Here is a 24,687-nt window from a genome sequence, read left to right on the forward strand (position 1 = left end):
TTCACTTCCCCCTCTTATTCCTTTTCCGCCCCTAAGACAATCCCTTTGACGAAAAACTTTTGCACAAACGGATAAACGATCAGCATCGGCAACGCTGCGATAAAAATTTGCGCGGCTTTTACCGTCCGTTCAGACAAATTTTGCAACGTTTCTGCGTCAACACTCATTTTGGTAAAATCTTGTTGGACAATAATCGTTTGCAAGAAAGTCGACAACGGGTAATGCTTAACATCGGACATATAAATCATCCCGTCAAACCATGAATTCCAATGGAATACCATCGTAAACAGCGAAATCGTCGCAATCGCTGGAACAGAAATCGGTAAATAAATTTTCCAAAAAATCGTAAAGTGATTTGCTCCGTCCATCAAAGCAGCTTCCTCAAGCGATTTGGGCACTGAAGTACGAAAAAAATTCACAAGCAAGATTAAGTTGAACGAACTGACGGCAGACGGCAAAATAAGCGCCCAAATCGTATCCGTCAACCCAAGCTTTGTCACAACCATATAGGTCGGTACAAGCCCGCCATGGAACAGCATCGTAAAAACGAAAAACCACATATAAATTTTTCGTCCGCGAAATGCCTTGTCACTTTTGGACAACGGATAGGCTGCACACAACATAACGGCCATGGAAATGGCTGTCCCTAATACGACCCGTAAAAACGAATTCCAGAGAGAGCGCAAAAAGTTTTCGTTTCCAATCGTTTTTTCGTACGCATCTAGCGTAAAATCGACAGGCCAAAACCCGACCAAATTGGCCGTTGCTGCTGCGCTGCCGCTAAAAGAAACAGCTAAAATATGAATAAGAGGCAAAATACAAAGCAAAGCAGCAACCGTTAAAAAGGTATAGTTAAAAATAGTAAATATTTTGTAGGACAAGCTTTTTTGATAATGATGATACATATGCCTCCCCTCCCTCAAAAGATTTTATAGTTGGCATACTTATAAGCAAGGCGATATCCTATCACCACTAAAATAAAGCTAATGATCGATTTAAATAACCCAACGGCCGTCGCATAGCTAAAATCCCCGTTTAAAAGACCAACGCGGTAAACGTACGTGTCAATAATATCGCCCGTTTTGTAAACAAGGGGGTTATACAAGTTTAAAATTTGGTCAAACCCAGCATTTAAAATGTTTCCTAACGATAAAGTCCCCACAACGATAATAATCGGCAACATGGAAGGCAACGTAATGTAAATGGTTTGCTGCCAGCGATTCGCACCATCAACAATGGCGGCTTCATACAACGACGGATTGATTGAAGTAAGAGCAGCTAAAAACACGATCGTATTGAATCCACATTCTTTCCAAATATCAGTCACGACAACGACTGTGCGAAACCAATCATTATCACCGAGAAAGAAAATCGGCTCAATGCCAAATAAGGCCGTCAGCACGCGGTTGACCATGCCCCCTTCAGGAGAAAGTATATCAATCAAAATACCACCTAAGATAACCCAAGACAAAAAATGCGGTAAATAAACGATCGTCTGGACAGTCCGTTTAAACTTCATTACATATATTTCATTCAGTAGTAAAGCGAACGCAAGCGGTACAGCGAGATTAAAAATGATTTTCAAAGTGGAAATCACAAGTGTGTTCCATATCACTTGACGGGCATCTTCATATTCAAACATCGTTTTAAAATGTTCAAGACCAACCCAAGGTGAATGCAAAAAACCAAGCCACGGCTCATAGTCTTGAAACGCCATCACCAATCCAAACATTGGAATGTACTGAAAAATGAATACAATAGCAAGAGCTGGAAGCAACATCGTATGCAGCTGCCATGTCCCTTTCAACTTCCATTGTTTCCTCGTTCCAACCGCCGTTGTTTGCCGTTTTAAATCTACTGTCGGCTGCATTATTTCCTCCTCCTTTCCCTTCATCGAAAGCATTTTCCCAAAGCATGCCCATGTTAAAAAAGACAGGTGCAGACATTGATTGTCATCATGATTGTTCCAACCATGTCCGCACCGTTGTATCATGCTCCTTTACTTTTCTCCTTTCACTGATTGATACCATTCATTTACTTCTTTTGTAATCTCTTTACCGCCAGATTCTTCCCATTTTTTCACAAAGTCATCAAATGCACTGAGTGGCGCCCGACCATAAATAATATTAGCAAACGTCTCCCGCTCCATTTTCGTCAAGAATTCAGAACGTTTTTGCATTGTTTTTGTCGGCGGTCCAGTAAATTCATTTTCGATGCGGTATTGGTTTTGCTGATTAACAATCGTTGCCGCTTTCATGTAAGGCTCGCCTTGAGAAACGATTTTTGTATATTCGTACGCATTCTTAGCATCACGTTTTGTTGTATACAATTCTTCTGCTAATTCATAAAGCATATACGGAACAGTTGGGATATCTTCTGTGATAAAATACTTTCCTGGGTCAATTTTTCCTCCAGGAATCTCATCCGCATCATAAACAGGTTTCCCATCTTTCATGACGTAATCATAGCCTTCAGCTAATCCATATTCGAAATATGTCGAATCATTGTAAATGTAGCCATAAATAGCATCTAAGTATTCAAAAAACTTATCCATATGTTTAAAATCTTTACTGAACAAGAACATCCCTGTAACAAGACCTTCACCGCGTCGACCAATTTTTCCGTCTGGGCCGCTCGGTAGCGGATACGGCTCAACTACAGCTCCCGGATTATTTTTCAGTGCATCCGTGATCGGCCAGCCAGCTGCCCAAGGCGGAGCAGAAATAATCCCGGACTTCCCAGCAACAAAGCTTTCAATTGCCGTTTGTTCGTCTAAAATACCTACTTCTTTATCCAGGTACCCCTTTTTATACCATTCATTCAATTTTTCTAGAGCCTTTTTCATAGACGGTTGAACGGAACCGTAGACCAAAGAACCGTCTTCCCCTTTTGACCATGAACCTGGCACATAATTGCCGTAAGCACCGAAAATAAAGCTGCCATCCGCCAGCCATGTCGCCAAGCCATTTTTGCTTGCCAACGTTAAGCCGATTGTATCCTTTTTTCCGTTTCCATCCGGGTCTTTGTTGACAAACGCATCCATAATTTTTTCAAGATCTTCAATCGTTTTTGGCGGCTGGAGTCCTAACTTATCAAGCCAGTCTTTGCGAATCCAAAGCAAGGAGTCTGAACCATTTCCTCCAGAAAAACGCGGAATTCCATAACGTTTTCCGTCGACCGTAGCCGGATAAAACGCTTCTGGAAATTGCTCATAAATCTCTTTTAATCTGGGTGATGCATATTTCTCAATGGCTTCATCAACTGGCATGACTTTTCCAGAACGGATTAAATCGTTGATTAATTGCCCATCTGATACTTTAAATACGTTAGGCAGCTTTTGCCCTGATGATAAGGCCAAACGGATTTTGTTGTTGTATTGTTCATCATTTGGAACAGTCCAAAGTGTTTCCCATTTGATGCCTAACTCTTTTTCCGACCACCGTGTAATCGGGTTGTTATTAAGATCTTCTCCGTCTCGAAATTTTGTATCATCTTTTAGCGTACGCACGGTTGTAATCGTGACTTTTCCATCTTTTGATTCACTAGATCCGCCGGATGAAGCGGATTCATTGTCTGTACATCCCGCAAGCATGCTAGCTGCCAACACAGTTGCCGTTAAAGTAGCAAACACCTTTTTTAACACCTTTCTCCCTCCAATCCCATTTTCTTGATCCCCCTTGCTCACAACTACCGTAAAGAAAAACGATATCGGTCTCTCTCTAAATAAATCCCCCCTTTCAAGCCTTGGGTAGTAAGCGGTTTCAAACGAAATATTAATAAATTTAACCGAAAATCCTACTTCCCTGTGGTGTGTTTCAAATGGAGGAATATAGCAGCAACTTTTCTTTTCGATGAATCGTACGCTAGTTAAAGGAACCGCCGTTTTTCACTGGTCTTGTAGACAACCCGCTTTCCCTCTTTTGGCCATACAAATTCGATTATCGATCACAAAATTAACATTCTAGTATACTAGTTTGAAAATAATATCTTCTATATAGGTTGTAATAAAGAATTTCCGACCTCCATGTCCCGTCTTTACTTTATCACCTAACAAGCTGGCACGGTGACAAGAAGAGCGAACAATGCCATGTAAAACAAAATTGCAACTTATATATATAGAATACAACACGCCTGTATAGACGTGATTTTGTGCAGCGGGAGGAGAAGGCGGTGAACACGTTTCGCTATCGGAAACGGAGCGCCGTAGAGGCGACGCTGTTGACCATTGTCATGATGTGTGTGCGCGGCCAGACGGAGGTCGCACTTGACGATTGTGAGGTGTTCATCACCGTTGCTCAAGGCGAGCGGTGCCGCGTCACGGTCAAGATGTCCATTCGATATGGGGCGCCGGTGATGGAAGTTTGCCGCCAGTTGCAACAGCATATTGCCGAGGAGATCGCCGCGATGACGCCATATGTCGCCGAGGCGGTCGACATTGTTGTCAAACGGCTTGTCATGCCGGAAAAAAACGCATGAGAACCGTGCTCTCATGCGTTTTTTGATTATTCTTTGATTTTTTCAAGCTCGCTTTTGACCTGCGCCAACACGTTTTGGCATTGGCTGACAAGAGAGGACGGAAAATGTTCATCATCGCCGTATTCGACGCCGTGTGGATAGTAATGTTTCCCTAAAATCGGCGTGAGCAGCTTAATGAGTGCATAGCGCGAATCGACATCTCCCTCAATGGCGTATCCTTGAACGCGCAAATAGTAGGTGCCTTCTTTGACGACGTATTTCCGGTCGTATGTGACCCGTTCATAATCCCATTGCGCTGCGCGGACAAAACCGTGGCGCTCCATAATGTCATCAAGGTGGGACAGTTCGACCGTCTGATTTTCCAGTCCAGTATTTTCAAACTTCATCTTTCTTCCTCCTAACAACACAATATGTAAAAGCGCCAAACAGGAAATCATCCCCTCATTTATAATAGTACGAAAACGGTTTGCTTTTCAACGAATTGTTTGCCATTGTTTCCGTTTCGCTCGCATTTTTTTGTGTGATCCGGCGCACAATACGGGTAGAAAGGAGAGACGAAGAATGCAAACGGTACGGGACGTCATGTCAACGGATGTGCAATATTGCACGCCCCTTGACAATCTCTACGAAGTGGCGGTAAAAATGCGCGATTTCAACGTCGGGGCGATTCCGATTGTCGATGACGGCCGCCTTGTCGGAATGATTACCGACCGCGATATTGTCGTGCGCGGCATGGCTGAAAAACGTCCCGGTTCGACTGCGGTGACGGAAGTGATGAGCCGCGATCTCGTCACGCTTTCCCCGGACGATTCGGTGCAAAAGGCAGCAGATATGATGGCACGTCACCAAATTCGCCGCCTCCCGGTCGTAGAAAACGGGCGTTTGGTCGGCATCATCTCGCTCGGCGATTTGGCGACGAACCGCTATTCTGATGAACGCGCGGGTCGTGCGTTAAGCGAGATTTCCGAACAAGACGCCATCCATTGACAAACGCAACGGACACGGCTTCTTTCGAGGAGGAGCGCTCTTTTTGGGTGTCCTCTTTTTTTGGCCTCTAAAAAACGGCTATAATGGCAATAAGGAGATTGCGCAGAAAGCGGGAGTTGCCGTGTGAAATGGTTTTTCCTTTTTTTGTTTTTCTTGATTGGATTGTATTATTTTGTGCCGAGTCCGCCGCCCCCGAGCCCCCCGGAGCAGCCAGAGACGAATCGATACATGTTGAAAGAGCCGAAGGCGACGGCCGGCATCGTTGCGTTGATCGGGCAATCGGCGCAAGAGGCGAAAAAACGGCTTGGCGCTCCAGACCGAATCGACCCGTCAGCTTACGGATATGACTGGTGGGTGTACAGCCGTCGACCTGAGTCGTACGTGCAGATTGGCATCTTGCGCGGTCGCGTCGTCACCGCTCTTGTCGGCGGAGAGAAGGTGAACGTTGAACCGTTTGCGGTCGGCCAGCGGTTGCAGACGATTTTTCAAACGATGCCGGTGCTATCGAACATTGAGATTAAGCTAGGCAGCGGGACATACCGGTTTGAGCTGTCTGAACAAGATTACTCATCAAGGCCGGTTGTCAAAGTGGGCAGCGTCTACGCTCAGCTGTATGTTGACCGCTTTACCGGCGAGGTGGCGGCGATCCGCCTGATGGATGCAGAAACGTTCGTCAAGTTGCGGCCGTACGAGCTCGTTTACCGCGGCAGCCTGCCGGCGGCCGCGCCGCTGTCGGAAGAAAAGCGACAGGCTGTTGATGCGGCCAACGCGAAGCAAATTTTTGACTGGACGAATTTGATCCGCCGTCGCCATGGGCTTTCCTCTCTCATGTGGGATGACAAGGCCGCTGCCGCTGCGGAAAAACATAGCCGAGATATGCATGATCACCGGTTTTTCTCCCATGAGTCGCCGCAGTATGGCGATTTATCGAAGCGGCTTGGCGCGCTTCACATTCCGTTCCAGCTTGCCGGGGAAAATATCGCCGCCCATCAAGTCGATGGCGTTGAGGCGACCATCGGATGGCTGAACAGCCAAAACCATCGGAACATGATGTTGAACGAAGAGTTCACTCACTTGGGCGTTGGCGTCTACGCCGATTACTATACGCAAAACTTCTTTACGCCGCTCTAAAAATTGGGCGCACCTCTCTGTGTTGGATGCGATATGATATGGCAGATAGGCATGAGTGGACGAAAGGGATGAGAACCGCCATGGTCAAGCCTCTGCATCCTTCCGTTGAACAGTTTAAACAGTTTGTGAAAAAACATCCAAAAATCATCCAGGAGGTGCGCAGTGGCAAAAAGACGTGGAAACAAGTGTATGAGGATTGGTATTTGTTCGGGGAAGACGATGACATATGGGAGCCGTATCGGGAAACAAACGGTGCGGCAAAAGAGGAGGAAAAAGGAACGAACAAATGGCTCGATAAGCTCGCGGCTATGCTTGGACAGATCGATGCAGCTGATGTGCAAAAACATTTGGCGAACGTCCAGCAGGCGATCGCGGCGATTCAGAGCATTCTTTCCGAATTTCAAGGGGCCGGTCAAGAACAAAGAAACAAAGAAGCGCATCCGTTTTCGTTCCGCAAAGATTAAAGGGTGGTGGCGATGAGGAAAGATGTATGGCAATACGTGCAAGGAACTCCGATGTTGCGCGCGTTTTTGCGCGAACAGCCGCGCTGGTACCGGCTCCTTGCCCGCCGTCCGCATGAACTGTCGACGTTCCAATTGGCCGCCTTGCGCCACTATGAGCTGACGATCCCTGACAAAGTGGAAAGAATCTCCCAATCGTTGCAAATGGCTTCGCTTATGTGGCAAATGTTTAAAGCCATGCGCGACTAATCGGGCGGCCAATGGCAAAGACTAGTTTCGAAAGGGAGTGATGTCTTTGCCAAAGTGGTTCGCATGGTTTGCGGCTGTCATATTGCTTGCGGCGTATGCCTTCTTTGAGCCGGCGCCGTCGTCCTCCGCTCACGCCGAAGCAGTGGGCGGTCCGCTTCAGGTGAAGCATGAAGTGAAAGGAAGCGACGTATTCATTGAATGTGTTGCCGTCCACTTTCCGTTCCGCAAAGGGAGCGGCGGCGGACACATTAATGTCTATGTCAACGGGCAAAAAATGACGGAAGTATACACGGCCGCCTTTATCGTGCGCGGTTTGCCGAGCGGGAAACATACCATCCGTCTTGAGCTCGTCTACAATGATGGGAAAGCAACCGGCATGACGCACGAATTTGACGTCGCCATCCGATAGAGATGACGACGATCGTTTAAAAGGCGAACAGAGGCGATTCGGCACAGTCTGGATCGCCTTTTTTGTTTGCTTCTTTGCTATCTCTTTCCTTTTCATTTTCTTTTCGTTCATGGTATGATGGATAATGGAGGTGCCATTTGGTGAAGATTGCGACTCTCGAGCGCATCGAGATTTTAGATAAAGCAGAAGCGTTGGCCAAAATGATTGTCGAGTCGGACGTGGCGGACGAATACCGCCGCGCCTTTTGGCGGCTGAAGCAAGACCGCCGCGCCCAGCAGCTGACCGCTCGCTTTGTCAAGCTGAAGGAGCGCTACGAAGAAGTGCAGCGCTTCGGAAAATACCATCCTGATTACCGCGACGTGATGAAAGAAGTGCGCGAAGCGAAGCGAGAGCTCGATTTGCATGAGACGGTCGCCGCCTTTAAGGAGGCGGAGAAGGCGATGCAAGAGTTGCTTGATGAGATCAGCGTGCTGATCGGCAAAGCGGTGTCCGAACATGTGAAAGTGCCGACCGGAAATCCGTACTTTTTGTCGGCGGGCTGTTCCGGTGGCTGCGGGGCGGGCGGAAGCTGCGGCTGCCGCACATAAAAAAGGGGAAGGGACTATGTTTCCAAAACGGCAAGGGATTATCGTTTGGCTTCATTCGCTGAAATATGGGAAACAGTTGCGCAAGTTCGGCAACATTCATTACATTTCCAAACGGCTGAAGTATGCTGTTCTGTATTGTGATATGGAGCAAGTCGACCATGTAATGAAAAAGCTCGCCTCGCTTCCGTTCGTCAAGCGGGTCGAGCCGTCGTACCGCCCATTTTTAAAACTGGAATTTGAATCGAAAGGGGAGAAGGAAAAAGACTCCCCGTATCCGCTTGGATGAAGGAAAACAGCGGGTCGAAAAAAAGCCGGCACCGGCTTTTCGGCCCGCTGTTTCTTTGTTTACTGCAGCGGCGGGATGAAGCGATTCATCCGCATAATGCCGATCAAATGTTGGTAATATAAATCGGGTTCAGCGAACATCGTCGATGGCTTAACATCAAGGTGAATGACGTCCATGCCCAGCTCCTTTGCGGTTTCCATAAATAGTTCGTACCGTTTGTTTGGCTTGACGGACGGATCGGGAATGCCTTCACGGCAAATGTAAAGTGGTTGGAAATCGCCGGGATCCGTCGGATGAAGGACAACGGCCAAGGAGACGACCGCCTGGCCTTTTTTCACCGTATGAAAGACAAAGAATCCGGACAAACGATGGCGGTTGGCCTTCGCCAATGCAATCAGCTCATATATATCGGAATATCCTTCGCCAAGTTCGATAAATCGTTGGATCATGAATCGTTCCCCCTTGCAAGCATCGTCCACCCTTAACTTTACCGGCCATCCTCGCGAATTGCAATCAAAAAAAACCTTGCGGAAATGAACCCGCAAGGCCCTTTCCAGTTCCTTGCCTCCGCGCAGGGCGGAACAAGGATCGGAAAGAATAAAGAAAAGGGAGAGGAGAAACCGGAGGAAGAACTTATGGGGAAACGTAAGTCTTCTCCGTCACTGGCAACAACGCGTCAAGCGTGTTGCCATTACTCATTATGGACCGTTTGCCGATTTCTATACATGAATGGCGAAAAAATTCCGTAGTTTGACGATCATCAACTTTATGGTAAGATTACCATGAAAACAACGAATCAAATGGATGACAAGGCCACCTTGAAACGGTGAATTGGGTGAAGGCGATGAGAGTCATTTCCGGGACATGCAAAGGACGGCGTCTGCAAGCGGTTCCAGGGATGTCGACGCGGCCGACGACCGATAAAGTCAAAGAAGCGATATTTAATATGATCGGGCCATATTTCTCAGGCGGCAACGGTCTTGATTTGTTTGCTGGCAGCGGCGGCTTGGGCATCGAGGCGCTCAGCCGAGGAATCGAGCGCGTCATTTTCGTCGATCAAGACAGGAAAGCGGTGCAGACGGTCCGAAAAAACGTGGCGGCCTGCGGGCTTGAGAAGCGGGCGGAAATTTACTGCAACGACGCCGAGCGGGCGCTGAAGGCAGCAGCGAAGCGCGGCCTCCGCTTTGCGGTTATTTTCCTTGATCCGCCGTACAAAGAGAAACAGTGGCCGACGTTGCTGTCGTCGATCGCCGAGCGTCAGTTGCTGGAGCCGCACGGCGTCGTCGTCGCTGAACACTCGGCGGAGGCGGAGCTGCCGGAGGAGGTCGGCGGCCTGACACGATGGAAGCGGGAAACATACGGTATCACCGGTGTGACGATTTATAGATGGGAAGGGGATGGAAGCGATGGCGAGCATTGCGGTTTGCCCCGGGAGCTTTGACCCTGTGACGTACGGGCATTTGGATATTATTAAACGAGGGGCGAAAGTGTTTGATCAAGTGTATGTGGCGGTGTTGAACAACTCGTCGAAAAAGCCGCTGTTTACTGTCGAGGAGCGGATCGAGCTGCTTCGTGAGGTGACGCGGACGCTTCCGAACGTCCATGTCGAAGCGTTTCACGGCCTGCTTGTTGATTATGCCCGCAGCAAAAAAGCGAATGCCATTTTGCGCGGCTTGCGCGCTGTGTCCGATTTCGAATACGAAATGCAAATTACGTCGATGAACCGCGTTCTTGATGAAAACATTGAAACGTTTTTTATGATGACGAACAGCCAGTATGCGTTTTTAAGCTCGAGCATCGTCAAAGAAGTGGCGAAATACAACGGCGATATTTCCGAGCTTGTGCCCCCGGTTGTTGAGCAGGCGCTGAAGCGGAAATTTGCGTCCACGGCCGCTGATTGACGCTTCCTTATGAAAGCCGCTTAAGCGAACGTTGCAGTCGGAGCCGGCCCGGTTTTGCCGTCAAGGGCGGCTCACGGCCGAGACGACGCGAGCCGCACCGATGGCTTTTTGCTGCCAAAAAGCTGGGCGCTCAAGCGTCTTATGAGCGCCCGCGCGATTTACTAACCGCCTTGATGACGAGCCATATATAAAGGCAAAGGAACAACAGTGTCAGGAGCGGCCCGTATTGCTGCAGCAACCGCCAGCCTTCATTCCAAGCGCTGTCTTTTGCGGCGTGAAGAAACGCTGGGATGTGGGTCGGCATCCCGCCGGCTGTTTTGATGTACAACGGTTTCCAAAGCAAGTATGTAAAGGAAGCGGCAAACACTCCGTGCAGCAAGCGCGCGATGAAAAACGGCTGAAAGCGGATGTTCGCTTCGGCGAGAATGCTGGCGACTTGCGCTTGGACGGAAAAACCGCCAAAAGCGAGGACGAAGCTTGTTGCCACTGCTTTTTCCATCAGCATCGCCTCATCGGTCTGACTGATCATTTGGCTGCCAAGTGTAATTTCAAACAAGCCGGAAAACACTGGGATGTCAAGCTGCTCCGGCAGCTGGGCAAGGCGGAGCAGATGGCGCAGCAATGGGGCAAGCTGTTCGGTCAAATGCATCATATACAGCAGTTTATTCATAACCGAAAAGAGAATAATAAAACCGCCGATCATTAACAGTGTTTGGACAGAAGAACGCACGGCGTCGCCAAGAAGTTTGCCAAGCGGCTGTTCGTTTTTCAGTCGCGTGCGGTGCAGTGTGCGCAGCGCATACGGGAGCGAAAATGAGCGTGGCTGCCGCTTCGCTTGCCTCTGTTCTTTTCGGATGCCGTGAAAGCGCATGATCAGCCCAACGCTAATGTTTCCTAAATAGTGGGAAACGGCCAGCACAAGGCCGAGTTGCGGGTTGTTGAAAAATCCCGCTGATACAGCTCCAAAAATAAAAAGTGGGTTGGATGAATTGGTGAACGACGAGAGCCGTTCGGCTTCAATCGTCGTCAGCTGTTTTTCCTGGTACAGGCGGGCGGTCAGCTTGGCTCCAGACGGGTAGCCGGACGCCATTCCCATGGCCCAGGCGAATCCGCCGACGCCCGGGACGCGAAACAACGGGCGCATGAGCGGCTCGAGCAAGACGCCAAGGAAGCTGACGACGCCGAAGCTGATGAGCAGCTCCGAGACGATGAAAAACGGCAAAAGCGATGGAAAGACGACCTCCCACCACATATTTAAACCGCGAATGGACGCTTCAAGCGACTGTTTTGGATAGCAAATGAGCGAAAACGCAAACAAGGTGGCGGCGGAAGCGAGCAATACGGTTTTCCATTTCGCCCCCCAATTTTGTTTCACTTTTTTCCCCCCTTTTTTGCCGTGCGGTTTCTTGTAGTACAACCTCATATAACCTAATATACGAGCATAGGGGGGCGTTTTAGACCATAAGATGAAAGCGGATAGCGCTGCGACAAAGGGGGGAGGAGGCGTGCCGCCAAAAGTCGGATTGGCGCTCGGGTCGGGAGGAGCGCGCGGGTTCGCCCATCTTGGGGTATTGAAAGTGCTTGAGGAGGAGCATATTCCGATTTCCTATTTGGCCGGCAGCAGCATCGGCGCGCTTGTCGCCGTCCTTTACGCAAGCGGCCATGGCCTCCATCGTCTCTATCGGTTGGCTCAATCGTTTCGACGCAACGATTTTCTTGACTGGACGGTGCCGAAAATGGGGCTGATCGCTGGCGAGCGCATCACGCAGTTTCTTCGCTTGTTGACGAAAGGGAAACGAATCGAGGAGATGTCCCCGCCTGTGGCTGTTGTCGCCGCTGATTTGCAGACAGGGGAGAAAGTCGTGTTTCGGCAAGGGGAAGCAGCCCAGGCGGTGCGGGCGAGCATCTCAATTCCTGGCATTTTTGTGCCGGCGGAGGTGAATGGCAGACTGCTTGTCGACGGCGGCGTCGTCGACCGGGTGCCAGTGTCGGTCGCCCGAGCGATGGGAGCGGATATTGTCATCGCCGTCGATGTCTCTCCGCTCAACACAAAGGCGGAAATTGCGTCGATCGCCGATGTCATTTGGCAGAGCCTCGATATTTTGCAAGCGGAACTGGTCGCTCACCGTCAGCTCGCCTCAGACGTTATGATCCGGCCGCGAGTCGAACAGTATAGCTCGCGGGCGTTCACAGATATTGAGGAAATCATCGCTCGCGGGGAAGAGGAAGCGCGGAAGCAAGTGGGAGCGATCCGTCAAGCGATCGAACAGTGGAAGGAGTCATCACACGAATGAAGAAACGGACGTATATTGCCCTGTTTTTCTTTGGCGCCGCCCTCATCTTTCTGCTCATTTTTATGAAGCTGCCGTATTATGTGACGATGCCGGGAAGCGCGCAAAGTTTGGAGCCGCTCGTTCACGTGGAAAACGGCGACCGCGATAAGGGAACGTTGATGCTTACGACGGTGCGGATGGGGCGGGCGAATGTGATGGCGTATTTGTTGGCCCATATCCGCCCGTTTTATGAGCTTCATCCGGTCGAGGAAATCAAGCAGGAAGGGGAGAGCGACAAGGAATATACGATGCGCCAGCTTGAGCTCATGGAACAGTCGAAGGAAGCGGCGATCATCGTCGCTTATCGCCACGCCGGAAAGCCGGTGTCGTATGAACCTCATGGCGTTTATGTCATGAGCGTCCTCCCGGATATGCCGGCCGCCGGCCGTCTAAAGACCGGTGATCGCATCGTCGCGATCGACGGAAAGCCGCTCGGCACATCGGAGCAGATGGTCAACTACATTCGCGGAAAACAAGCGGGTGATCGCGTCCGCGTCGCATTCATTCGCGGCCGGAAGCGGCAGGAAACAGAGCTCGAGCTCAAGCCGTTTCGACAGCACCCGAACCAAGTCGGCCTTGGGGTGACACTCATGACCGATTATGACGTCCGCACCGACCCGCCGGTTGACGTGGAGTCGGAACAAATCGGCGGACCGTCGGCTGGGCTCATGTTTTCACTTGAAATTTACAACCAACTTGTCGATGAAGATATTACAAAAGGTCATAAAATCGCCGGCACCGGGACGATTGATCTTGACGGAAACGTCGGGCCGATCGGCGGTGTTTCGCAAAAAGTCGTGGCCGCTGACCGCGAAGGAGCCGAGGTGTTTTTCGCCCCGAACGAACATGGTGCGCCGACGTCGAACTATCGCGAGGCGGTGCGGACGGCGAAAAAAATCGGGACGCATATGAAAATCGTCCCGGTCGATACGTTCGACGAGGCAGTTCGTTATTTGCGTTCGATGCCGGAAGCGTAAATCGGCGCCGTGGCGTATTCTTCTTTCAGCGCGGCGCTGTAGAGCGGCTCCGGAAAAGCGGCGGCGTACACAGCTGCCGCTCTTTTTTCTTGCTCATAAAGAGGGTCGCCATTGAGTTTGGATGCTCTGGCGACGAGCGGGAGCGCAGCGCTTTTTTTCACCTGCTTTAAGTAGCGGCGGCCGGTTTCACTCATGCCGAGCAGCCGGATATAGGTCGGGTTGGCCGCTTTGGCTTGCTCCTCTTTTGTGAAATTCGTCAACACATGCGCGCATAGGCGTTGCAGCCTTGTCCAGGTGTATCGCTTCGTTTTGACAGCGGCGATGAAGGCGGCAAACGTTTCGGCGTGGGCGATGTGTTGCTTCAGCCGGTGTTCGATCCCTTCCTCCACGCCGGCGATGCGGCGCAAGTCGGCCTCTGTGGCGGTCAACAGCCGATATTTTAGGAGCGGAAAATACACTTCCCAATCGTGAAAGCGCCCGTATGTCTCCCGGTATTGGCGGAGTTGTTCGAGCGCAGCGGGCGGAACGTACGCCGCGATCGACTCGAGACGACCGGTTTGTCGCAATGTTTTCCGCAGGCTGGTGGCGCTCGCAATCGACGGGTGGGAAAATGATTCGTCATGATAGCCGGCGGCCAGCCGCGGAATCGTGCGCGGCATCATCGCCAGCTTGTTTTGCCAAATGGCTTTCACATACGCGAAACCAAGCACGTTGTTTGGCTTGGACAAATCAAGCGGAGCGGCGCCGAACGTTTGCCACGCTTCAGCGGCGGCTTTCGGAAAGCTTTGTCCGCGCGAAAGCCCGGTGCGGATGAGGGAATCGAACGTTTCCTTCTGTTCAAGCCATGTTTGGGCCGCGGATAAAAAAGCGGAAATTTCCCCCGATTCGCTGCCAAAGCAAAGCTCTTGGCAGCCGATCGCCGCAAGCAGCTGCACCGCCCCATGTGCGAACTGTTCAGCCGCTTGCACAGCGAAGGCGTACGGCAGCTCGATGACCACATCTACGCCGGCGGCGAGCGCCATTTTAGCCCGCGCCCATTTGGAGACGATGGCCGGCTCACCGCGCTGCAAGAAGTTTCCGCTCATAACGGCGATCAAACAGTCCGCATCTGTCTTTTGCCTCGTTTCGTTCAAATGGTGGAAATGACCGTTGTGAAACGGGTTGTATTCCACGATCACGCCGACGGCTTTCACCTTTTTTCGCTCCTTTCATGGCGATTCGCGCGGCTTGGCCGCAACGAAATGGCTGTCTATTCGATCTGAACTTAGTATGGAATAGAAAGCGGCGAAGATCAACGGCAACATGCGGTGAGGACAGCAAAAGAAACGAAGCGGTCGACCGTTTTCCGATGTCCGCGCGCCGACCGTGCATGTTCGGAATGGCATTTGGACATGATGGGAGTATGCCGTTCTTTTCCAAGGAATGAGTGGTTGTAAAGAAAAAACATTGACAAAACTAGAAACGAAACGTATAATTTTATTCGTTGCCTTGAGGTGATGATATGAAATGGACGGTCCAACAGCTTCGCCGTTTTCAACATAAGGAAATGGCGATTGATGAGACGGTCGATGTGTCTGATTTAAAACAAATTGACACGTTGATCCGCGATATTTCGCCGGTGCACGTCCAAGGAAAAGCGGATGTCGGGTCGACAAAATTCACGTTTCATTTGACATTGTCCGGAACGATGGTGTTGCCTTGTTCGCGGACGCTTGTCGATGTGACGTATCCGTTTTCCATTCAGACGACGGAGACGTTTTTTGCGGATGGCAGCGGCATCGTGGAGACCGATGAGGACACCCATATGGTGGCGGGGGACACGATTGATTTGAACCCTATCATCCGCGAGTTGATTTTGCTTGAAATCCCGTTGCAGCTGATCGCCGAAGGACCGGTTGCCGGCGGCGCGCCGCAACATGGGGAAGGATGGGACGTTCTGTCGGAAGAAGAATGGGAGAAAGCGATGCAAGAGCGGGAAAAGAAAGTAGATCCTCGCCTTGCAGGGCTGGCCAAGTTTTTCGAGGAAAAACGAGAGGAATGATCGTGAGTCGGCGTTGCCGGCCGATGGCGCCTATGGCGCACCGTCCGGCAGCCGCCTTGTGTGCCGGCGGACGGCGGCCTCGAGGTTGACTGATCCGCCGGCATGGATATGCCAAAATGCGCCCGACAAGGAGGTGGGAATGATGGCAGTACCTTTTAGAAGAACATCGAAAACGAGAAAACGGCTGCGCCGCACGCACTTTAAACTGCAAGTGCCAGGCATGGTGCAATGCCCGAACTGCGGCGAATGGAAATTGGCGCACCGCGTCTGCAAAGCATGCGGAACATACAAAGGAAGAGATGTCGTCAACAAATAATGGCCGACATCGAACGACAGGCTGTCCGAAAAGAGGACAGCCTTTTTGATTGTCTGCAAAAAATCAACGCTGTTCGTCCAGGCGGCAGTTTTTTTCGTCGTGAGGCAGGAAATTGAAGAGAACGCGCCCAATTCATTGATGAAGAAAGGAGAGACGTGCTGATGGAAGCCATGTTGGAGCATCATGACGGCATTGCGCTGTTTACGATTTGCCGTCCAGAGAAACGGAATGCGATCAATTTTGCCGTGATGGGGGCGCTTGAGGAGGCGATGGAACAGGCGGCGGCTGATCCACAGGTGAAAGTGTTCGCCATTACCGGCGCCGGCAGCGAGGCGTTTTGCTCCGGCGGCGATTTGAGCGAGTTTGGGCATTTGCGCGGCACGGAGGCAAGACAGATGCTCATGCGCATGGGAGAGCTGCTGTACAGGCTGCTGACGTTTCCGAAGCCGACGGCCGCCCTTGTCAACGGAACAGCGATGGGGGGCGGCTGCGAGCTGGCGACCGCTTGCGATTTTCGCTTTGCCAAAGAAGGAAGCCGGATCGGATTTGTGCAAGGCCGGCTTGGCATTACAACCGGCTGGGGAGGAGCGTCGATGCTGTTTGCCAAACTTCCGTACGGGCGGGCGCTTGACTTATTGCTGCGCGCCGAGCCGATGACGGCGGAGGCGATGGAAGCGTGCGGTTGGGTTGACGCCATCCTACCAGCCGAACATTGGCGCGAACAATGGCGTGAACGGCTGGCGCCTTATGCGGAGCGATCGCTTTCCGTCTTGCAGGCATATAAGGCCGCAGCCGGCGAAAAATGGCGAACAGCTTGGTTTCGAGAGCAGTTCTTCGCCGAGATCGCCCGTTGCGCCGAGCTGTGGGGGTCGGCCGAACATGAACAGGCATTGCGTCCTTTTTTGCGTAAGAAGTAATTTTTTCCTTCTACCGTTTCTACTAGCCGCATACATATAATGACAAAGCGGCGATAAGGGGGGAAGGGGATGACGGGAGTGCGTCAAGACGCATGGACGAAAGAAGAGGATGAGTTGTTGGCGAATGTTGTGCTTCAGTATATTCGCGAAGGCGGCACCCAACTGGAGGCGTTTGCCGAAGTCGGGCGGCGCTTGTCGCGGACGGCGGCAGCGTGCGGATTTCGCTGGAATTCGTGCGTTCGCAAGCAGTACAAGGAGGAGATCGAGCAAGCCAAGCAAGAACGGAAGATGCGAAAAAAAGAAACCTCATCAACGAAGGAAAGCGAGGGGCAGGCGAAGGTGGAAGCGGCAGTCAAAAGCCATTTGTCATGGGCGGAAGTGCTGGCCTTTTTGCAAGCTGAGGAGCAAAAGGCGCGCGACGCCCGACGGACGGCCGATGAAAACCGGGCGCTCAAAAACGATATGGAGCAGCTGCAGCAAATGGTAACAAAGTTGCAAATGGAAAAAGAATCGCTGCAAAAACAACTAGCTGCGATCCAGGAGGAGTATAAAACGCTGCTTTCCATTATGGAGCGGGCGCGCAAAATGGTGACAGACAGCGGGAAACCGGCGCCGAATGCAGTGGCTGAAGGCGTCGACGAAGGGTAAAGGCTGGCTTTTCGCCGGCTTTTTTTCTTAACGGAAGAAGAAGATCTCTGCTAAAATAAGGCTAACGCCATGTTGCAAGAAAGCGGGGGAGAAGGATTGAACATTGGGATTGTCGGCGGCGGAGCAATCGGATTGCTGCTCGCCGCTTATCTTGGGCGGCGCCATGGGGTGACGGTCTATACGAGGCGTCCGTCCCAAGCAAGGCAGCTTGCCGAGCATGGTGTGGCGCTGAAAAAAGATGGCGAGACATCGGTCGTGGCGGTGCGCGCGCAGCCGTTTGCTGGAGCGGAGCTGGACGAGCCGCTCGTGTTTGTGACCGTCAAACAGTACGATCTCGCTTCCGTCTGTGCGCAAATCGACGCGTTTCGCCGCGTTCGCACGCTCGTTTTTTTGCAAAACGGCATGGGGCATCTCGAGCAGTTGACGATGTTTGCCGACAAAAATGTCCTCGTCGGCGTCGTGGAGCATGGTGCCATAAAGCTGGATGACCGGACGGTGGCGCATACGGGCGCCGGAAAGCTGACACTTGCTTCCCGCTATGGTTCATTTGGCGACGCCTGGGAGCTTCGGGAAGGGGAGCGCGGCTTTCCGATCGAATGGGCCGATGATTGGGAGCGCATTCTTGTGGACAAGCTTGTCGTCAACGCAGTCATCAATCCGCTCACCGCTCTATTGCAAGTGAAAAACGGGGCGCTGCTAGAAACGGCTCCGTACCGCGATATGATGAGGCAGCTGTTTGATGAGGTGCGGAACGTGCTGCCGCTTGAAGACGCCAATCGGGCGTGGGAGCGCGTCGTCCGCATATGCCAAAAAACAGCGGACAACTATTCGTCGATGTATATGGACTTGGCGAACGGGCGCCGGACGGAGATTGACGCCATTTTGGGCTATGTGTTGAAACAAGGGGAGGCGCGCGGCGCTATGCTGCCGGTCGTCCGCTTTGTCTTTTGCGCGGTGAAAGGGAAGGAAGGGGGAGAGACGGATGGGTGATTGGCTCGCTTCGACGCTGGCGACGTTTGTGACCGCGCCGCTTCTGCTGTTTTTGCTCGTCTACTTCGGAGCACGCTTGGTCGGCAGGCGGAGGCGGGCAGCGTTTTATGCCGCGGTCAACGCTGCGACTGCTTTTTTCATCGCCGCTGTCTATTTTTTGCTGACAGTGCTGTTTGGAAAATCGTACTTCGTTCCTCTTCTTCTCTTTTTGTTTGGTCTGCACGCGGCGATCGCGCTTGGCTATTGGCGGAAAACGGCGGACTTTCGTTTGCGGACGGTGTTCCGCGTCTTTTGGCGGGCGAGTTTTCTCATTTTTGCCTCTCTTTACGCCGGGCTGCTTGTATACGGAATGGCCATGCGCGTTGCGATGAGCCTTTAGTGTGGCCGAGCAAGCTTTTTTTCTCTTGGCCATAAACGTGCTATACTCATGAAAGAATACATAAGAAAGGGAGTTTTTCGCCATGGAAGTTCGCGAAATTCCGTTGCCAGCAGCGACGAAATTGGCGGCTGATTACATAACCGGCGCGTTTCCAGCAGAGAGCGGCTTCGCTTATGCCCAGGCGGACGATGAAGCGTTTTGTCGGCGGTTGGCCTATTTGCAAGGAAGAACCTATGACCGAGAAGGGCTTGCCGACTATTTGCGCGCTTATCACCGGCGCTTCTCGGCGAGTGTGGCTACGATGGCAAACATTGAGAAACTGCGCAACGAGCGAAGCGTCGTCATTGTCGGCGGGCAGCAAGCCGGGCTGTTGACTGGGCCGCTGTATACGATTTATAAGATCATCACCATCATCCAGCTTGCCAAAGAGCAGGAACGAAAATTGGGCGTCCCGGTCGTGCCGCTGTTTTGGATCGCCGGCGAAGATCATGACATCGCGGAAATCGATCATGTCTATGTCGTTGAGGAAGGAGAAGTAAAAAAAGCAGCGTACCCACACAAAACGAACGAAAAACGGATGGCTGCCGATGTGCTGCTGGACCGGATGGCTGCGAAAGAGTGGATCGAGCGCGTCGTCAAAACGTATGGGGAAACGGACGTGACGAATGAGCTGCTCTTCTTTTTGTCATCGTGTCTTGATGAGGCGCGCACGTTTGTCGACTTTTTTGCCGCCATTGTGCTCCGGTTGTTCGCTGATCACGGTTTAGTTGTTTTGAACGCTGGCGATGCGGCGGTGCGGCCGCTTGAGCGCCGCTTTTTCGCCGCGCTCATTGAACGCCATCGCGATGTGACGGCCGTGGTGCTCGCTCAGCAAGAGGCGTTGCGCGCGCTCGGATATGCGCCGCTGATTGAAATCGGTCGTGACGCGGCCAACTTGTTTTATTACGACGGCCGTGAACGTTCGCTTTTGCAGTATGATGAGGAACGCGGCCTGTTTCACAATAAAGCGGGAACTCTCGTTTGGACAAGAGAAGAGCTCCTTGAGCTTGCGGAAACGAATCCGGCCCGTTTCAGCAACAATGTCGTCACTCGTCCGCTCATGCAAGAGCACTTGCTGCCGACGCTCGCTTTCGTTGCCGGACCGGGGGAGATCGCTTATTGGGCGGAATTGAAAGAGGCGTTTCCGCTTTTCGACCTAGAAATGCCTCCGGTCGTGCCGCGTCTGCAGGCGACAATCGTCAGCCGTTCGCTGCAAACCGACCTGTCCGATATCGGCCTTGAGGTGGCTGATGTATTGTCCGGGCGGCTCGATGAAGCAAAGCGGGAGTGGCGGGAGGCGACCGCTCAAGCGCCGCTTGCTTCGGCGTTTGCCAAAGCGAAGGCGGACATTGACGCGGCGCACCGGCCGCTCCGTGAGCTTGGGGTGGCGATTGACCGCGGATTGGAGGGATTGGTGGCGAAAAATGCCGCCATCATTCAGGCGCAAATCGAGTTTCTTCAGCACGCGCTCGAGCGGGCGCTGTTGCGCAAACATGAGGCGGAGCGGCGGAAATTTTGGCGCATCGAGACGTCGCTTCGGCCGAACGGTGCGCTCCAGGAGCGGGTTTGGAACGTGTTTTATTACATCAACCGCTACGGATTTGATTTTGTAGAAAAACTTTTGGCCATTCGCAGTCCTGGCAATGGAATGCATAAAATTGTATATATGTGAGGCTTTTTCAAAGAAAAAGTCGAAAAGAAACATCCTGCTTTGAGCAGGATTTTCTTTTTTGTGAAATGAATTGTAAAAAAACAATATTCACGAAATGGAAATAAAAGTAAAGGGGTGAAGCCGCCAGGATGGCCGTGATTGGTCCGTCCGACAAAAAGAAACAAAAAAGGACGTTTTTTTACAAAAAAAGCTAAAATTTTGTCCATCTTTGCGATATAATAAGGAGGCGGCCACTGGCCGATGTGAGTGTGGCTTTATGCAACGAAGGTGGTGGACATGTGTTTCAACATACAACCGTGTTGCTGAAAGAGGCAGTCGATGGGCTGAACATCCGACCTGACGGCATTTACGTCGATTGTACGCTGGGCGGCGGCGGCCATAGCGAGTATTTGCTCTCCCGTTTGTCGGCACGTGGGAAGCTGTTTGCCTTTGACCAAGACGAAGCCGCCATCATGCATGCGCGCGAACGGCTCGCCCGCTACGGCCGGCAAGTGCAGTTTGTGCACCGGAACTTCCGGTTTTTGCAAGAGGAGCTTTCGGCGCTTGGCGTCAAGTCCGTCGATGGCGTCTTGTTTGATTTGGGTGTTTCTTCGCCGCAGCTCGACGAACCCGAGCGCGGCTTCAGCTATCAGCACGATGCGCCGCTTGATATGCGGATGGACCGCAAGCAGCGGCTGACGGCGGCGGAGATTGTCAACCGCTGGCCATACGAGGAGCTCGTCCGCATCTTTTTCCGTTACGGCGAAGAGAAGTTTTCGAAGCAAGTGGCGCGCAAAATCGAGGAAGTGCGCCGCACGAGGCCGATTAAAACGACGGGGGAGCTCGTTGAGGTGATTAAGGAAGCGATTCCCGCTCCGGCGCGCCGCAGCGGCGGACACCCGGCCAAACGCATTTTTCAGGCGCTTCGCATCGCGGTCAACGACGAACTTGAGGCGTTTCGCGAGGCGCTCGAGCAGGCGATCGAACTGCTCGCCCCCGGCGGCCGGGTGAGCGTCATTACGTTTCATTCGCTTGAAGACCGCATTTGCAAAGAAACGTTTAAAAAGGCGAGCGAAAGCCCGCCATTGCCCCCGGGGCTTCCGGTTCTCCCCGACGACTACCGCCCCGTGCTGAAAATCATTACAAAAAAACCGATCGTTCCTTCCGAGGAAGAGCTCGAACGAAACCGTCGCGCCCGTTCGGCCAAACTCCGCATTGCCGAAAAGCTGTAGATGACGAAAATAGCGGGGAAACACAACCAAATTTCAATGCGGGCGCCGCCCATTGCGGCGAAAAACGAATGCATGGAGAAACAGGAGGGGAAAAATGTGAACGATGCAGCAGTCAAAGTCGCGCGCGAACAACGACATCCGGCGTCACCGCCAAGCCCGAAGACGCGGCGGAAGCAGCGCTTTCGCCTGTCGCTGGCTGAAAAGATGCTGTTTGTGTTGTTTTGCTTGTTTGTTTTCTATGCGGCGGTTCATATCGTCTCGAACCAAGTGCGCATTTACGAATTGAACAAAGGGGTGCAAAAGCTCGAGGCGTCGATTGACGAGCAGAAAAAGGAGAACAATGACCTATATATCGAGGTGCAACGGCTGAGCGCGTACGAGCGCATTTTGCAAAAGGCAAAAGAGCTCGGTTTGTCGCTCAACGAAAACCATGTGAAAGTTGTGCAGGAATGATCGGCGATGGAGGCAAGAAAGCATCGCAACACCCATCAGGGAGCGTTCATCCTGTTTTGCCTGTTCGGCTTTCTCTTTTCTCTGTTGTTCGCCCGCTTTGTGCAGCTTGAATGGACCGGCAAAGCGGACGGCCAAACGCTGGCTGTGATCGCGGAGCGGCAGCATCAACAAACGCGGACGATCAAGGCGAAGCGCGGAACGATTTTCGAACGCAACGGCGCCGTTTTGGCTGAAGATGTGCCGTCGTATACGGTTGTGGCCGTTTTGGATCCGAAGATGACAACCGATCCAGATCATCCGCACCATGTGGTCGATCCGAAAAAAACAGCGGAACAACTCGCCCCGTTGCTTGGCATGGACGTCGAGGCGATGGAGCGCATTTTGACCAAAAAAGCGAAGCAAGTCGAGTTTGGGTCCTACGGCCGCAACATCAGTTTTGAGCTGAAACGGAAAATCGAAGCGCTCCATTTGCCAGGCATCGCTTTCATCCGCGACACGAGCCGGTTTTATCCGAACGGCGTGTTTGCGTCGCACGTCATCGGCTACGCGCAAAAAAATGAAGCTAACGAAACGGTCGGCAAAATGGGCGTGGAAAAAGAACTTGACCGGTATTTGCGTGAAAAAGACGGCTATGTGTCGTTTGCCGGCGACGCAAACGGCTTCCGCCTCCCCGGGGGGGAAGAGCGCATTGTCAAGCCGGACAATGGGGCAAACGTCTATTTGACGATCGACGGAAAGATTCAATCGTTTTTGGAAGATGCGATGAGCAGTGTCGAGAAGCAATACAAGCCGAAAAAAATGATCGCCATCGTCGCTGATCCAAAAACAGGGAAAATTTTGGCGATGGCGACGCGTCCGAGCTTCGACCCAAACAAGCGTGATATTACGAACTTTTTAAATGACGCCATTTCCTATCCGTATGAGCCGGGATCGACGATGAAAGTGTTCACGCTCGCGGCGGCCATCAACGAAGGAGTGTATAACGGCAACGAAACGTATCGCTCCGGTTCCTACAAAGTGGGGCCGAACACGATCCGCGACCATAACGATGTCGGCTGGGGGACGATCACGTTTAATGAAGGGGTGCAGCGCTCTTCAAACGTCGCCTTTTCGATTTTAGTGAAAGAAAAGCTTGGTGAAGATCGGTTTTTGCAATATTTGCACCGTTTCCATTTTGACCGGAAAACGGGCATCGATTTGCCGAACGAAGCGGTCGGGCAAATCCGCTATCGCTACCCGATTGAACGAATTACGACCGGATTCGGCCAAGGGACATCGGTGACGCCAATCCAGCAAATCCAAGCGGCGACGGCGATCGCCAACGATGGGAAAATGATGAAGCCGTATGTCATCGAGAAAGTCGTCGACCCAGACAGCGGCAAAGTCGTGCTCGATCATGGGCCGACCGTGGTCGGCGAGCCGATTACGGCGGAAACCGCGCGCAAAGTGCGCGCCATTTTAGAGACGGTCGTCACGTCCGAGCACGGCACCGGCCGTCCGTACCAAATCAACGGCTACCGCGTCGCCGGCAAAACGGGGACGGCGCAAATTCCGTCGGCTTCCGGGGGCTATTTGACCGGACGGGAAAACTACATTTTTTCGTTTTTAGGCATGGCGCCGACGGATGATCCGAAGCTTCTCATGTATGTCGCGGTCCAACAGCCGCACCTCGATGTGACCGAAACCGGAGCGGCGCCGGTGTCGCAAATTTTTACGACGGTGATGAAAAGCAGTTTGCAATATTTGCATATTGAACCGAACGGGGAAAAACGAATGAAAGCAAAGACTGCAAAACCGCAGGCGCTTGATTCATGGATCGGCCAGCCGGCGGCTTCGGCAGCCAAGCAGCTGAAGGACAAGGGATATGTGCCGGTCGTGATCGGCCGCGGCAAATATGTTGAGCAGCAGCTTCCGCAAGGCGGCGATCACGTTCTTTTGGGCGAACGGGTCGTGTTAAAAACGGACGGGGCGGCAACGATGCCGGATTTGCGCGGCTTCTCGCTGCGCGACGCTATGAAAGTGGCTCATATACTCGGCTTGCGGCCGAGCACGAAAGGGACCGGCTATGTCGTCAGCCAAAACATTCGTCCGGGAGCGGAGGTGCGCAAAGGCGATTATTTAATTGTTGAATTGGCTCCGCCGCGCCAATGGGAGAAAGCGGCGGCGGAGAAGGAGAAAGAGGCGGCTTTACGGAAAGAAGCCGAGCCGCACGAATGATTTTTGC

General features: G+C 52.2%; 29 protein-coding genes. 22 read left to right on the forward strand and 7 right to left on the reverse strand.

What is annotated here, in order from left to right:
• Positions 1-14: 14 nt before the first annotated feature.
• The 3 genes from GZ1_RS03970 to GZ1_RS03980 form a co-directional block, all read right to left on the reverse strand.
• On the reverse strand, positions 15-905 hold the full coding sequence (locus GZ1_RS03970) for a carbohydrate ABC transporter permease (RefSeq protein WP_060787931.1): 891 nt from the start codon (positions 903-905) through the stop codon (positions 15-17).
• A gap of 14 nt (positions 906-919) precedes the next feature.
• Positions 920-1,870 carry an ABC transporter permease gene (locus tag GZ1_RS03975; protein WP_060787932.1) on the reverse strand — a complete coding sequence of 317 codons (951 nt, stop codon included), beginning with the start codon at positions 1,868-1,870 and terminating at the stop codon, positions 920-922.
• Positions 1,871-1,999: 129 nt separating this feature from the next.
• Positions 2,000-3,643 carry an extracellular solute-binding protein gene (locus tag GZ1_RS03980; RefSeq protein ID WP_060787933.1) on the reverse strand — a complete coding sequence of 548 codons (1,644 nt, stop codon included), beginning with the start codon at positions 3,641-3,643 and terminating at the stop codon, positions 2,000-2,002.
• A gap of 527 nt (positions 3,644-4,170) precedes the next feature.
• On the opposite strand from GZ1_RS03980, the gene GZ1_RS03985 reads away from it, so the two are divergent.
• Positions 4,171-4,476, forward strand: a complete 306-nt coding sequence (locus GZ1_RS03985; protein ID WP_015374346.1) for an Asp23/Gls24 family envelope stress response protein — start codon at positions 4,171-4,173, stop codon at positions 4,474-4,476.
• A gap of 26 nt (positions 4,477-4,502) precedes the next feature.
• Here the strand turns inward: GZ1_RS03985 and GZ1_RS03990 are convergent, their stop codons facing one another.
• Positions 4,503-4,862 (reverse strand): YugN family protein, encoded by a 360-nt coding sequence (locus GZ1_RS03990; RefSeq protein WP_015374347.1) that lies wholly within the window; start codon positions 4,860-4,862, stop codon positions 4,503-4,505.
• Between the two features lie 175 nt (positions 4,863-5,037).
• On the opposite strand from GZ1_RS03990, the gene GZ1_RS03995 reads away from it, so the two are divergent.
• From GZ1_RS03995 to GZ1_RS04025, 7 genes are all read left to right on the forward strand, one after another.
• Entirely contained in the window at positions 5,038-5,463 is a 426-nt protein-coding gene (locus GZ1_RS03995) for a CBS domain-containing protein (RefSeq protein ID WP_020755440.1), read from the forward strand.
• A gap of 123 nt (positions 5,464-5,586) precedes the next feature.
• Complete coding sequence (locus GZ1_RS04000; protein ID WP_020755441.1) at positions 5,587-6,594, forward strand: CAP domain-containing protein; 1,008 nt, start codon at positions 5,587-5,589, stop codon at positions 6,592-6,594.
• An 80-nt stretch (positions 6,595-6,674) separates the two neighbouring features.
• Entirely contained in the window at positions 6,675-7,058 is a 384-nt protein-coding gene (locus GZ1_RS04005; RefSeq protein WP_013145871.1) for a YlbD family protein, read from the forward strand.
• 12 nt (positions 7,059-7,070) lie between these two features.
• Positions 7,071-7,304, forward strand: a complete 234-nt coding sequence (locus tag GZ1_RS04010; RefSeq protein ID WP_011230593.1) for a YlbE-like family protein — start codon at positions 7,071-7,073, stop codon at positions 7,302-7,304.
• Between the two features lie 40 nt (positions 7,305-7,344).
• A complete protein-coding gene (locus GZ1_RS04015; RefSeq protein WP_015374350.1) occupies positions 7,345-7,713 on the forward strand; it encodes a hypothetical protein in 369 nt (122 codons plus the stop codon).
• Positions 7,714-7,853: 140 nt separating this feature from the next.
• Positions 7,854-8,300: a YlbF/YmcA family competence regulator gene (locus GZ1_RS04020; RefSeq protein ID WP_033005874.1), complete on the forward strand. Its 447-nt coding sequence runs from the start codon at positions 7,854-7,856 to the stop codon at positions 8,298-8,300.
• Between the two features lie 16 nt (positions 8,301-8,316).
• Complete coding sequence (locus GZ1_RS04025) at positions 8,317-8,586, forward strand: YlbG family protein (RefSeq protein WP_011230596.1); 270 nt, start codon at positions 8,317-8,319, stop codon at positions 8,584-8,586.
• A gap of 59 nt (positions 8,587-8,645) precedes the next feature.
• Here the strand turns inward: GZ1_RS04025 and GZ1_RS04030 are convergent, their stop codons facing one another.
• Positions 8,646-9,035 (reverse strand): DUF7147 family protein, encoded by a 390-nt coding sequence (locus tag GZ1_RS04030; RefSeq protein ID WP_011230597.1) that lies wholly within the window; start codon positions 9,033-9,035, stop codon positions 8,646-8,648.
• Positions 9,036-9,430: 395 nt separating this feature from the next.
• Between GZ1_RS04030 and rsmD the strand changes: the two genes are divergently transcribed.
• Together rsmD and coaD are read left to right on the forward strand one after the other, a co-directional pair.
• Positions 9,431-10,027: a 16S rRNA (guanine(966)-N(2))-methyltransferase RsmD gene (rsmD, locus tag GZ1_RS04035; RefSeq protein ID WP_060787934.1), complete on the forward strand. Its 597-nt coding sequence runs from the start codon at positions 9,431-9,433 to the stop codon at positions 10,025-10,027.
• On the forward strand, positions 9,993-10,487 hold the full coding sequence (coaD, locus tag GZ1_RS04040; protein WP_011230599.1) for a pantetheine-phosphate adenylyltransferase: 495 nt from the start codon (positions 9,993-9,995) through the stop codon (positions 10,485-10,487). Before rsmD ends, coaD begins: the two co-directional genes overlap by 35 nt.
• A gap of 139 nt (positions 10,488-10,626) precedes the next feature.
• Here coaD and spoVV read toward each other — a convergent pair whose 3' ends face one another.
• Positions 10,627-11,862 carry a dipicolinic acid transporter SpoVV gene (gene spoVV, locus GZ1_RS04045; RefSeq protein WP_060787935.1) on the reverse strand — a complete coding sequence of 412 codons (1,236 nt, stop codon included), beginning with the start codon at positions 11,860-11,862 and terminating at the stop codon, positions 10,627-10,629.
• A 130-nt stretch (positions 11,863-11,992) separates the two neighbouring features.
• Between spoVV and GZ1_RS04050 the strand changes: the two genes are divergently transcribed.
• Together GZ1_RS04050 and GZ1_RS04055 are read left to right on the forward strand one after the other, a co-directional pair.
• Positions 11,993-12,781, forward strand: a complete 789-nt coding sequence (locus GZ1_RS04050; RefSeq protein WP_083509267.1) for a patatin-like phospholipase family protein — start codon at positions 11,993-11,995, stop codon at positions 12,779-12,781.
• Positions 12,778-13,797, forward strand: a complete 1,020-nt coding sequence (locus GZ1_RS04055; protein WP_033005868.1) for a SepM family pheromone-processing serine protease — start codon at positions 12,778-12,780, stop codon at positions 13,795-13,797. Before GZ1_RS04050 ends, GZ1_RS04055 begins: the two co-directional genes overlap by 4 nt.
• Here the strand turns inward: GZ1_RS04055 and GZ1_RS04060 are convergent.
• Positions 13,770-14,990 carry a nucleotidyltransferase gene (locus GZ1_RS04060; protein WP_060787937.1) on the reverse strand — a complete coding sequence of 407 codons (1,221 nt, stop codon included), beginning with the start codon at positions 14,988-14,990 and terminating at the stop codon, positions 13,770-13,772. The two genes, GZ1_RS04055 and GZ1_RS04060, sit on opposite strands and share 28 nt — an antisense overlap.
• Before the next feature lie 308 nt (positions 14,991-15,298).
• On the opposite strand from GZ1_RS04060, the gene GZ1_RS04065 reads away from it, so the two are divergent.
• The 10 genes from GZ1_RS04065 to GZ1_RS04110 all read left to right on the forward strand — a co-directional run bounded on the left by GZ1_RS04065 (position 15,299) and on the right by GZ1_RS04110 (position 24,680).
• On the forward strand, positions 15,299-15,838 hold the full coding sequence (locus tag GZ1_RS04065) for a YceD family protein (protein ID WP_020755455.1): 540 nt from the start codon (positions 15,299-15,301) through the stop codon (positions 15,836-15,838).
• Positions 15,839-15,980: 142 nt separating this feature from the next.
• Positions 15,981-16,154: a 50S ribosomal protein L32 gene (rpmF, locus tag GZ1_RS04070; protein ID WP_011230605.1), complete on the forward strand. Its 174-nt coding sequence runs from the start codon at positions 15,981-15,983 to the stop codon at positions 16,152-16,154.
• A gap of 161 nt (positions 16,155-16,315) precedes the next feature.
• A complete protein-coding gene (locus GZ1_RS04075) occupies positions 16,316-17,071 on the forward strand; it encodes an enoyl-CoA hydratase/isomerase family protein (RefSeq protein WP_033005871.1) in 756 nt (251 codons plus the stop codon).
• A 69-nt stretch (positions 17,072-17,140) separates the two neighbouring features.
• On the forward strand, positions 17,141-17,719 hold the full coding sequence (locus tag GZ1_RS04080) for an RsfA family transcriptional regulator (RefSeq protein ID WP_020755458.1): 579 nt from the start codon (positions 17,141-17,143) through the stop codon (positions 17,717-17,719).
• 69 nt (positions 17,720-17,788) lie between these two features.
• Positions 17,789-18,709, forward strand: coding sequence for a 2-dehydropantoate 2-reductase (locus GZ1_RS04085; RefSeq protein ID WP_060787938.1), 921 nt, complete (start codon positions 17,789-17,791; stop codon positions 18,707-18,709).
• Complete coding sequence (locus GZ1_RS04090; protein ID WP_013145856.1) at positions 18,702-19,088, forward strand: DUF3397 domain-containing protein; 387 nt, start codon at positions 18,702-18,704, stop codon at positions 19,086-19,088. Before GZ1_RS04085 ends, GZ1_RS04090 begins: the two co-directional genes overlap by 8 nt.
• An 82-nt stretch (positions 19,089-19,170) precedes the next feature.
• Entirely contained in the window at positions 19,171-20,799 is a 1,629-nt protein-coding gene (bshC, locus tag GZ1_RS04095; RefSeq protein WP_060787939.1) for a bacillithiol biosynthesis cysteine-adding enzyme BshC, read from the forward strand.
• Positions 20,800-21,077: 278 nt separating this feature from the next.
• Positions 21,078-22,010 (forward strand): 16S rRNA (cytosine(1402)-N(4))-methyltransferase RsmH, encoded by a 933-nt coding sequence (gene rsmH, locus GZ1_RS04100; RefSeq protein ID WP_033006876.1) that lies wholly within the window; start codon positions 21,078-21,080, stop codon positions 22,008-22,010.
• A 96-nt stretch (positions 22,011-22,106) separates the two neighbouring features.
• The gene (ftsL, locus tag GZ1_RS04105) at positions 22,107-22,463 is read left to right on the forward strand and encodes a cell division protein FtsL (protein ID WP_033006878.1); all 357 of its coding nucleotides are present in this window, start codon (positions 22,107-22,109) and stop codon (positions 22,461-22,463) included.
• Positions 22,464-22,469: 6 nt separating this feature from the next.
• On the forward strand, positions 22,470-24,680 hold the full coding sequence (locus GZ1_RS04110) for a penicillin-binding protein (protein WP_060787940.1): 2,211 nt from the start codon (positions 22,470-22,472) through the stop codon (positions 24,678-24,680).
• Positions 24,681-24,687: the final 7 nt, after the last annotated feature.

Origin of the sequence: Geobacillus zalihae NBRC 101842, from assembly GCF_001544135.1 — a bacterium.
Classification (GTDB): Bacteria; Bacillota; Bacilli; order Bacillales; family Anoxybacillaceae; genus Geobacillus; species Geobacillus zalihae.

Bases quoted from the DNA above. Each gene is read 5' to 3' on its own strand.
- GZ1_RS03970 (WP_060787931.1), bottom strand. From the start codon at position 905: ATGTATCATCATTATCAAAAAAGCTTGTCCTACAAAATATTTACTATT.
- GZ1_RS03975 (WP_060787932.1), bottom strand. From the start codon at position 1,870: ATGCAGCCGACAGTAGATTTAAAACGGCAAACAACGGCGGTTGGAACG.
- GZ1_RS03990 (WP_015374347.1), bottom strand. From the start codon at position 4,862: ATGAAGTTTGAAAATACTGGACTGGAAAATCAGACGGTCGAACTGTCC.
- GZ1_RS03995 (WP_020755440.1), top strand. From the start codon at position 5,038: ATGCAAACGGTACGGGACGTCATGTCAACGGATGTGCAATATTGCACG.
- GZ1_RS04005 (WP_013145871.1), top strand. From the start codon at position 6,675: ATGGTCAAGCCTCTGCATCCTTCCGTTGAACAGTTTAAACAGTTTGTG.
- GZ1_RS04010 (WP_011230593.1), top strand. From the start codon at position 7,071: ATGAGGAAAGATGTATGGCAATACGTGCAAGGAACTCCGATGTTGCGC.
- GZ1_RS04015 (WP_015374350.1), top strand. From the start codon at position 7,345: ATGTCTTTGCCAAAGTGGTTCGCATGGTTTGCGGCTGTCATATTGCTT.
- GZ1_RS04025 (WP_011230596.1), top strand. From the start codon at position 8,317: ATGTTTCCAAAACGGCAAGGGATTATCGTTTGGCTTCATTCGCTGAAA.
- GZ1_RS04030 (WP_011230597.1), bottom strand. From the start codon at position 9,035: ATGATCCAACGATTTATCGAACTTGGCGAAGGATATTCCGATATATAT.
- rsmD (WP_060787934.1), top strand. From the start codon at position 9,431: ATGAGAGTCATTTCCGGGACATGCAAAGGACGGCGTCTGCAAGCGGTT.
- coaD (WP_011230599.1), top strand. From the start codon at position 9,993: ATGGCGAGCATTGCGGTTTGCCCCGGGAGCTTTGACCCTGTGACGTAC.
- GZ1_RS04055 (WP_033005868.1), top strand. From the start codon at position 12,778: ATGAAGAAACGGACGTATATTGCCCTGTTTTTCTTTGGCGCCGCCCTC.
- GZ1_RS04065 (WP_020755455.1), top strand. From the start codon at position 15,299: ATGAAATGGACGGTCCAACAGCTTCGCCGTTTTCAACATAAGGAAATG.
- rpmF (WP_011230605.1), top strand. From the start codon at position 15,981: ATGGCAGTACCTTTTAGAAGAACATCGAAAACGAGAAAACGGCTGCGC.
- GZ1_RS04075 (WP_033005871.1), top strand. From the start codon at position 16,316: ATGGAAGCCATGTTGGAGCATCATGACGGCATTGCGCTGTTTACGATT.
- GZ1_RS04080 (WP_020755458.1), top strand. From the start codon at position 17,141: ATGACGGGAGTGCGTCAAGACGCATGGACGAAAGAAGAGGATGAGTTG.
- GZ1_RS04085 (WP_060787938.1), top strand. From the start codon at position 17,789: ATGTTGCAAGAAAGCGGGGGAGAAGGATTGAACATTGGGATTGTCGGC.
- GZ1_RS04090 (WP_013145856.1), top strand. From the start codon at position 18,702: ATGGGTGATTGGCTCGCTTCGACGCTGGCGACGTTTGTGACCGCGCCG.
- bshC (WP_060787939.1), top strand. From the start codon at position 19,171: ATGGAAGTTCGCGAAATTCCGTTGCCAGCAGCGACGAAATTGGCGGCT.
- GZ1_RS04110 (WP_060787940.1), top strand. From the start codon at position 22,470: ATGGAGGCAAGAAAGCATCGCAACACCCATCAGGGAGCGTTCATCCTG.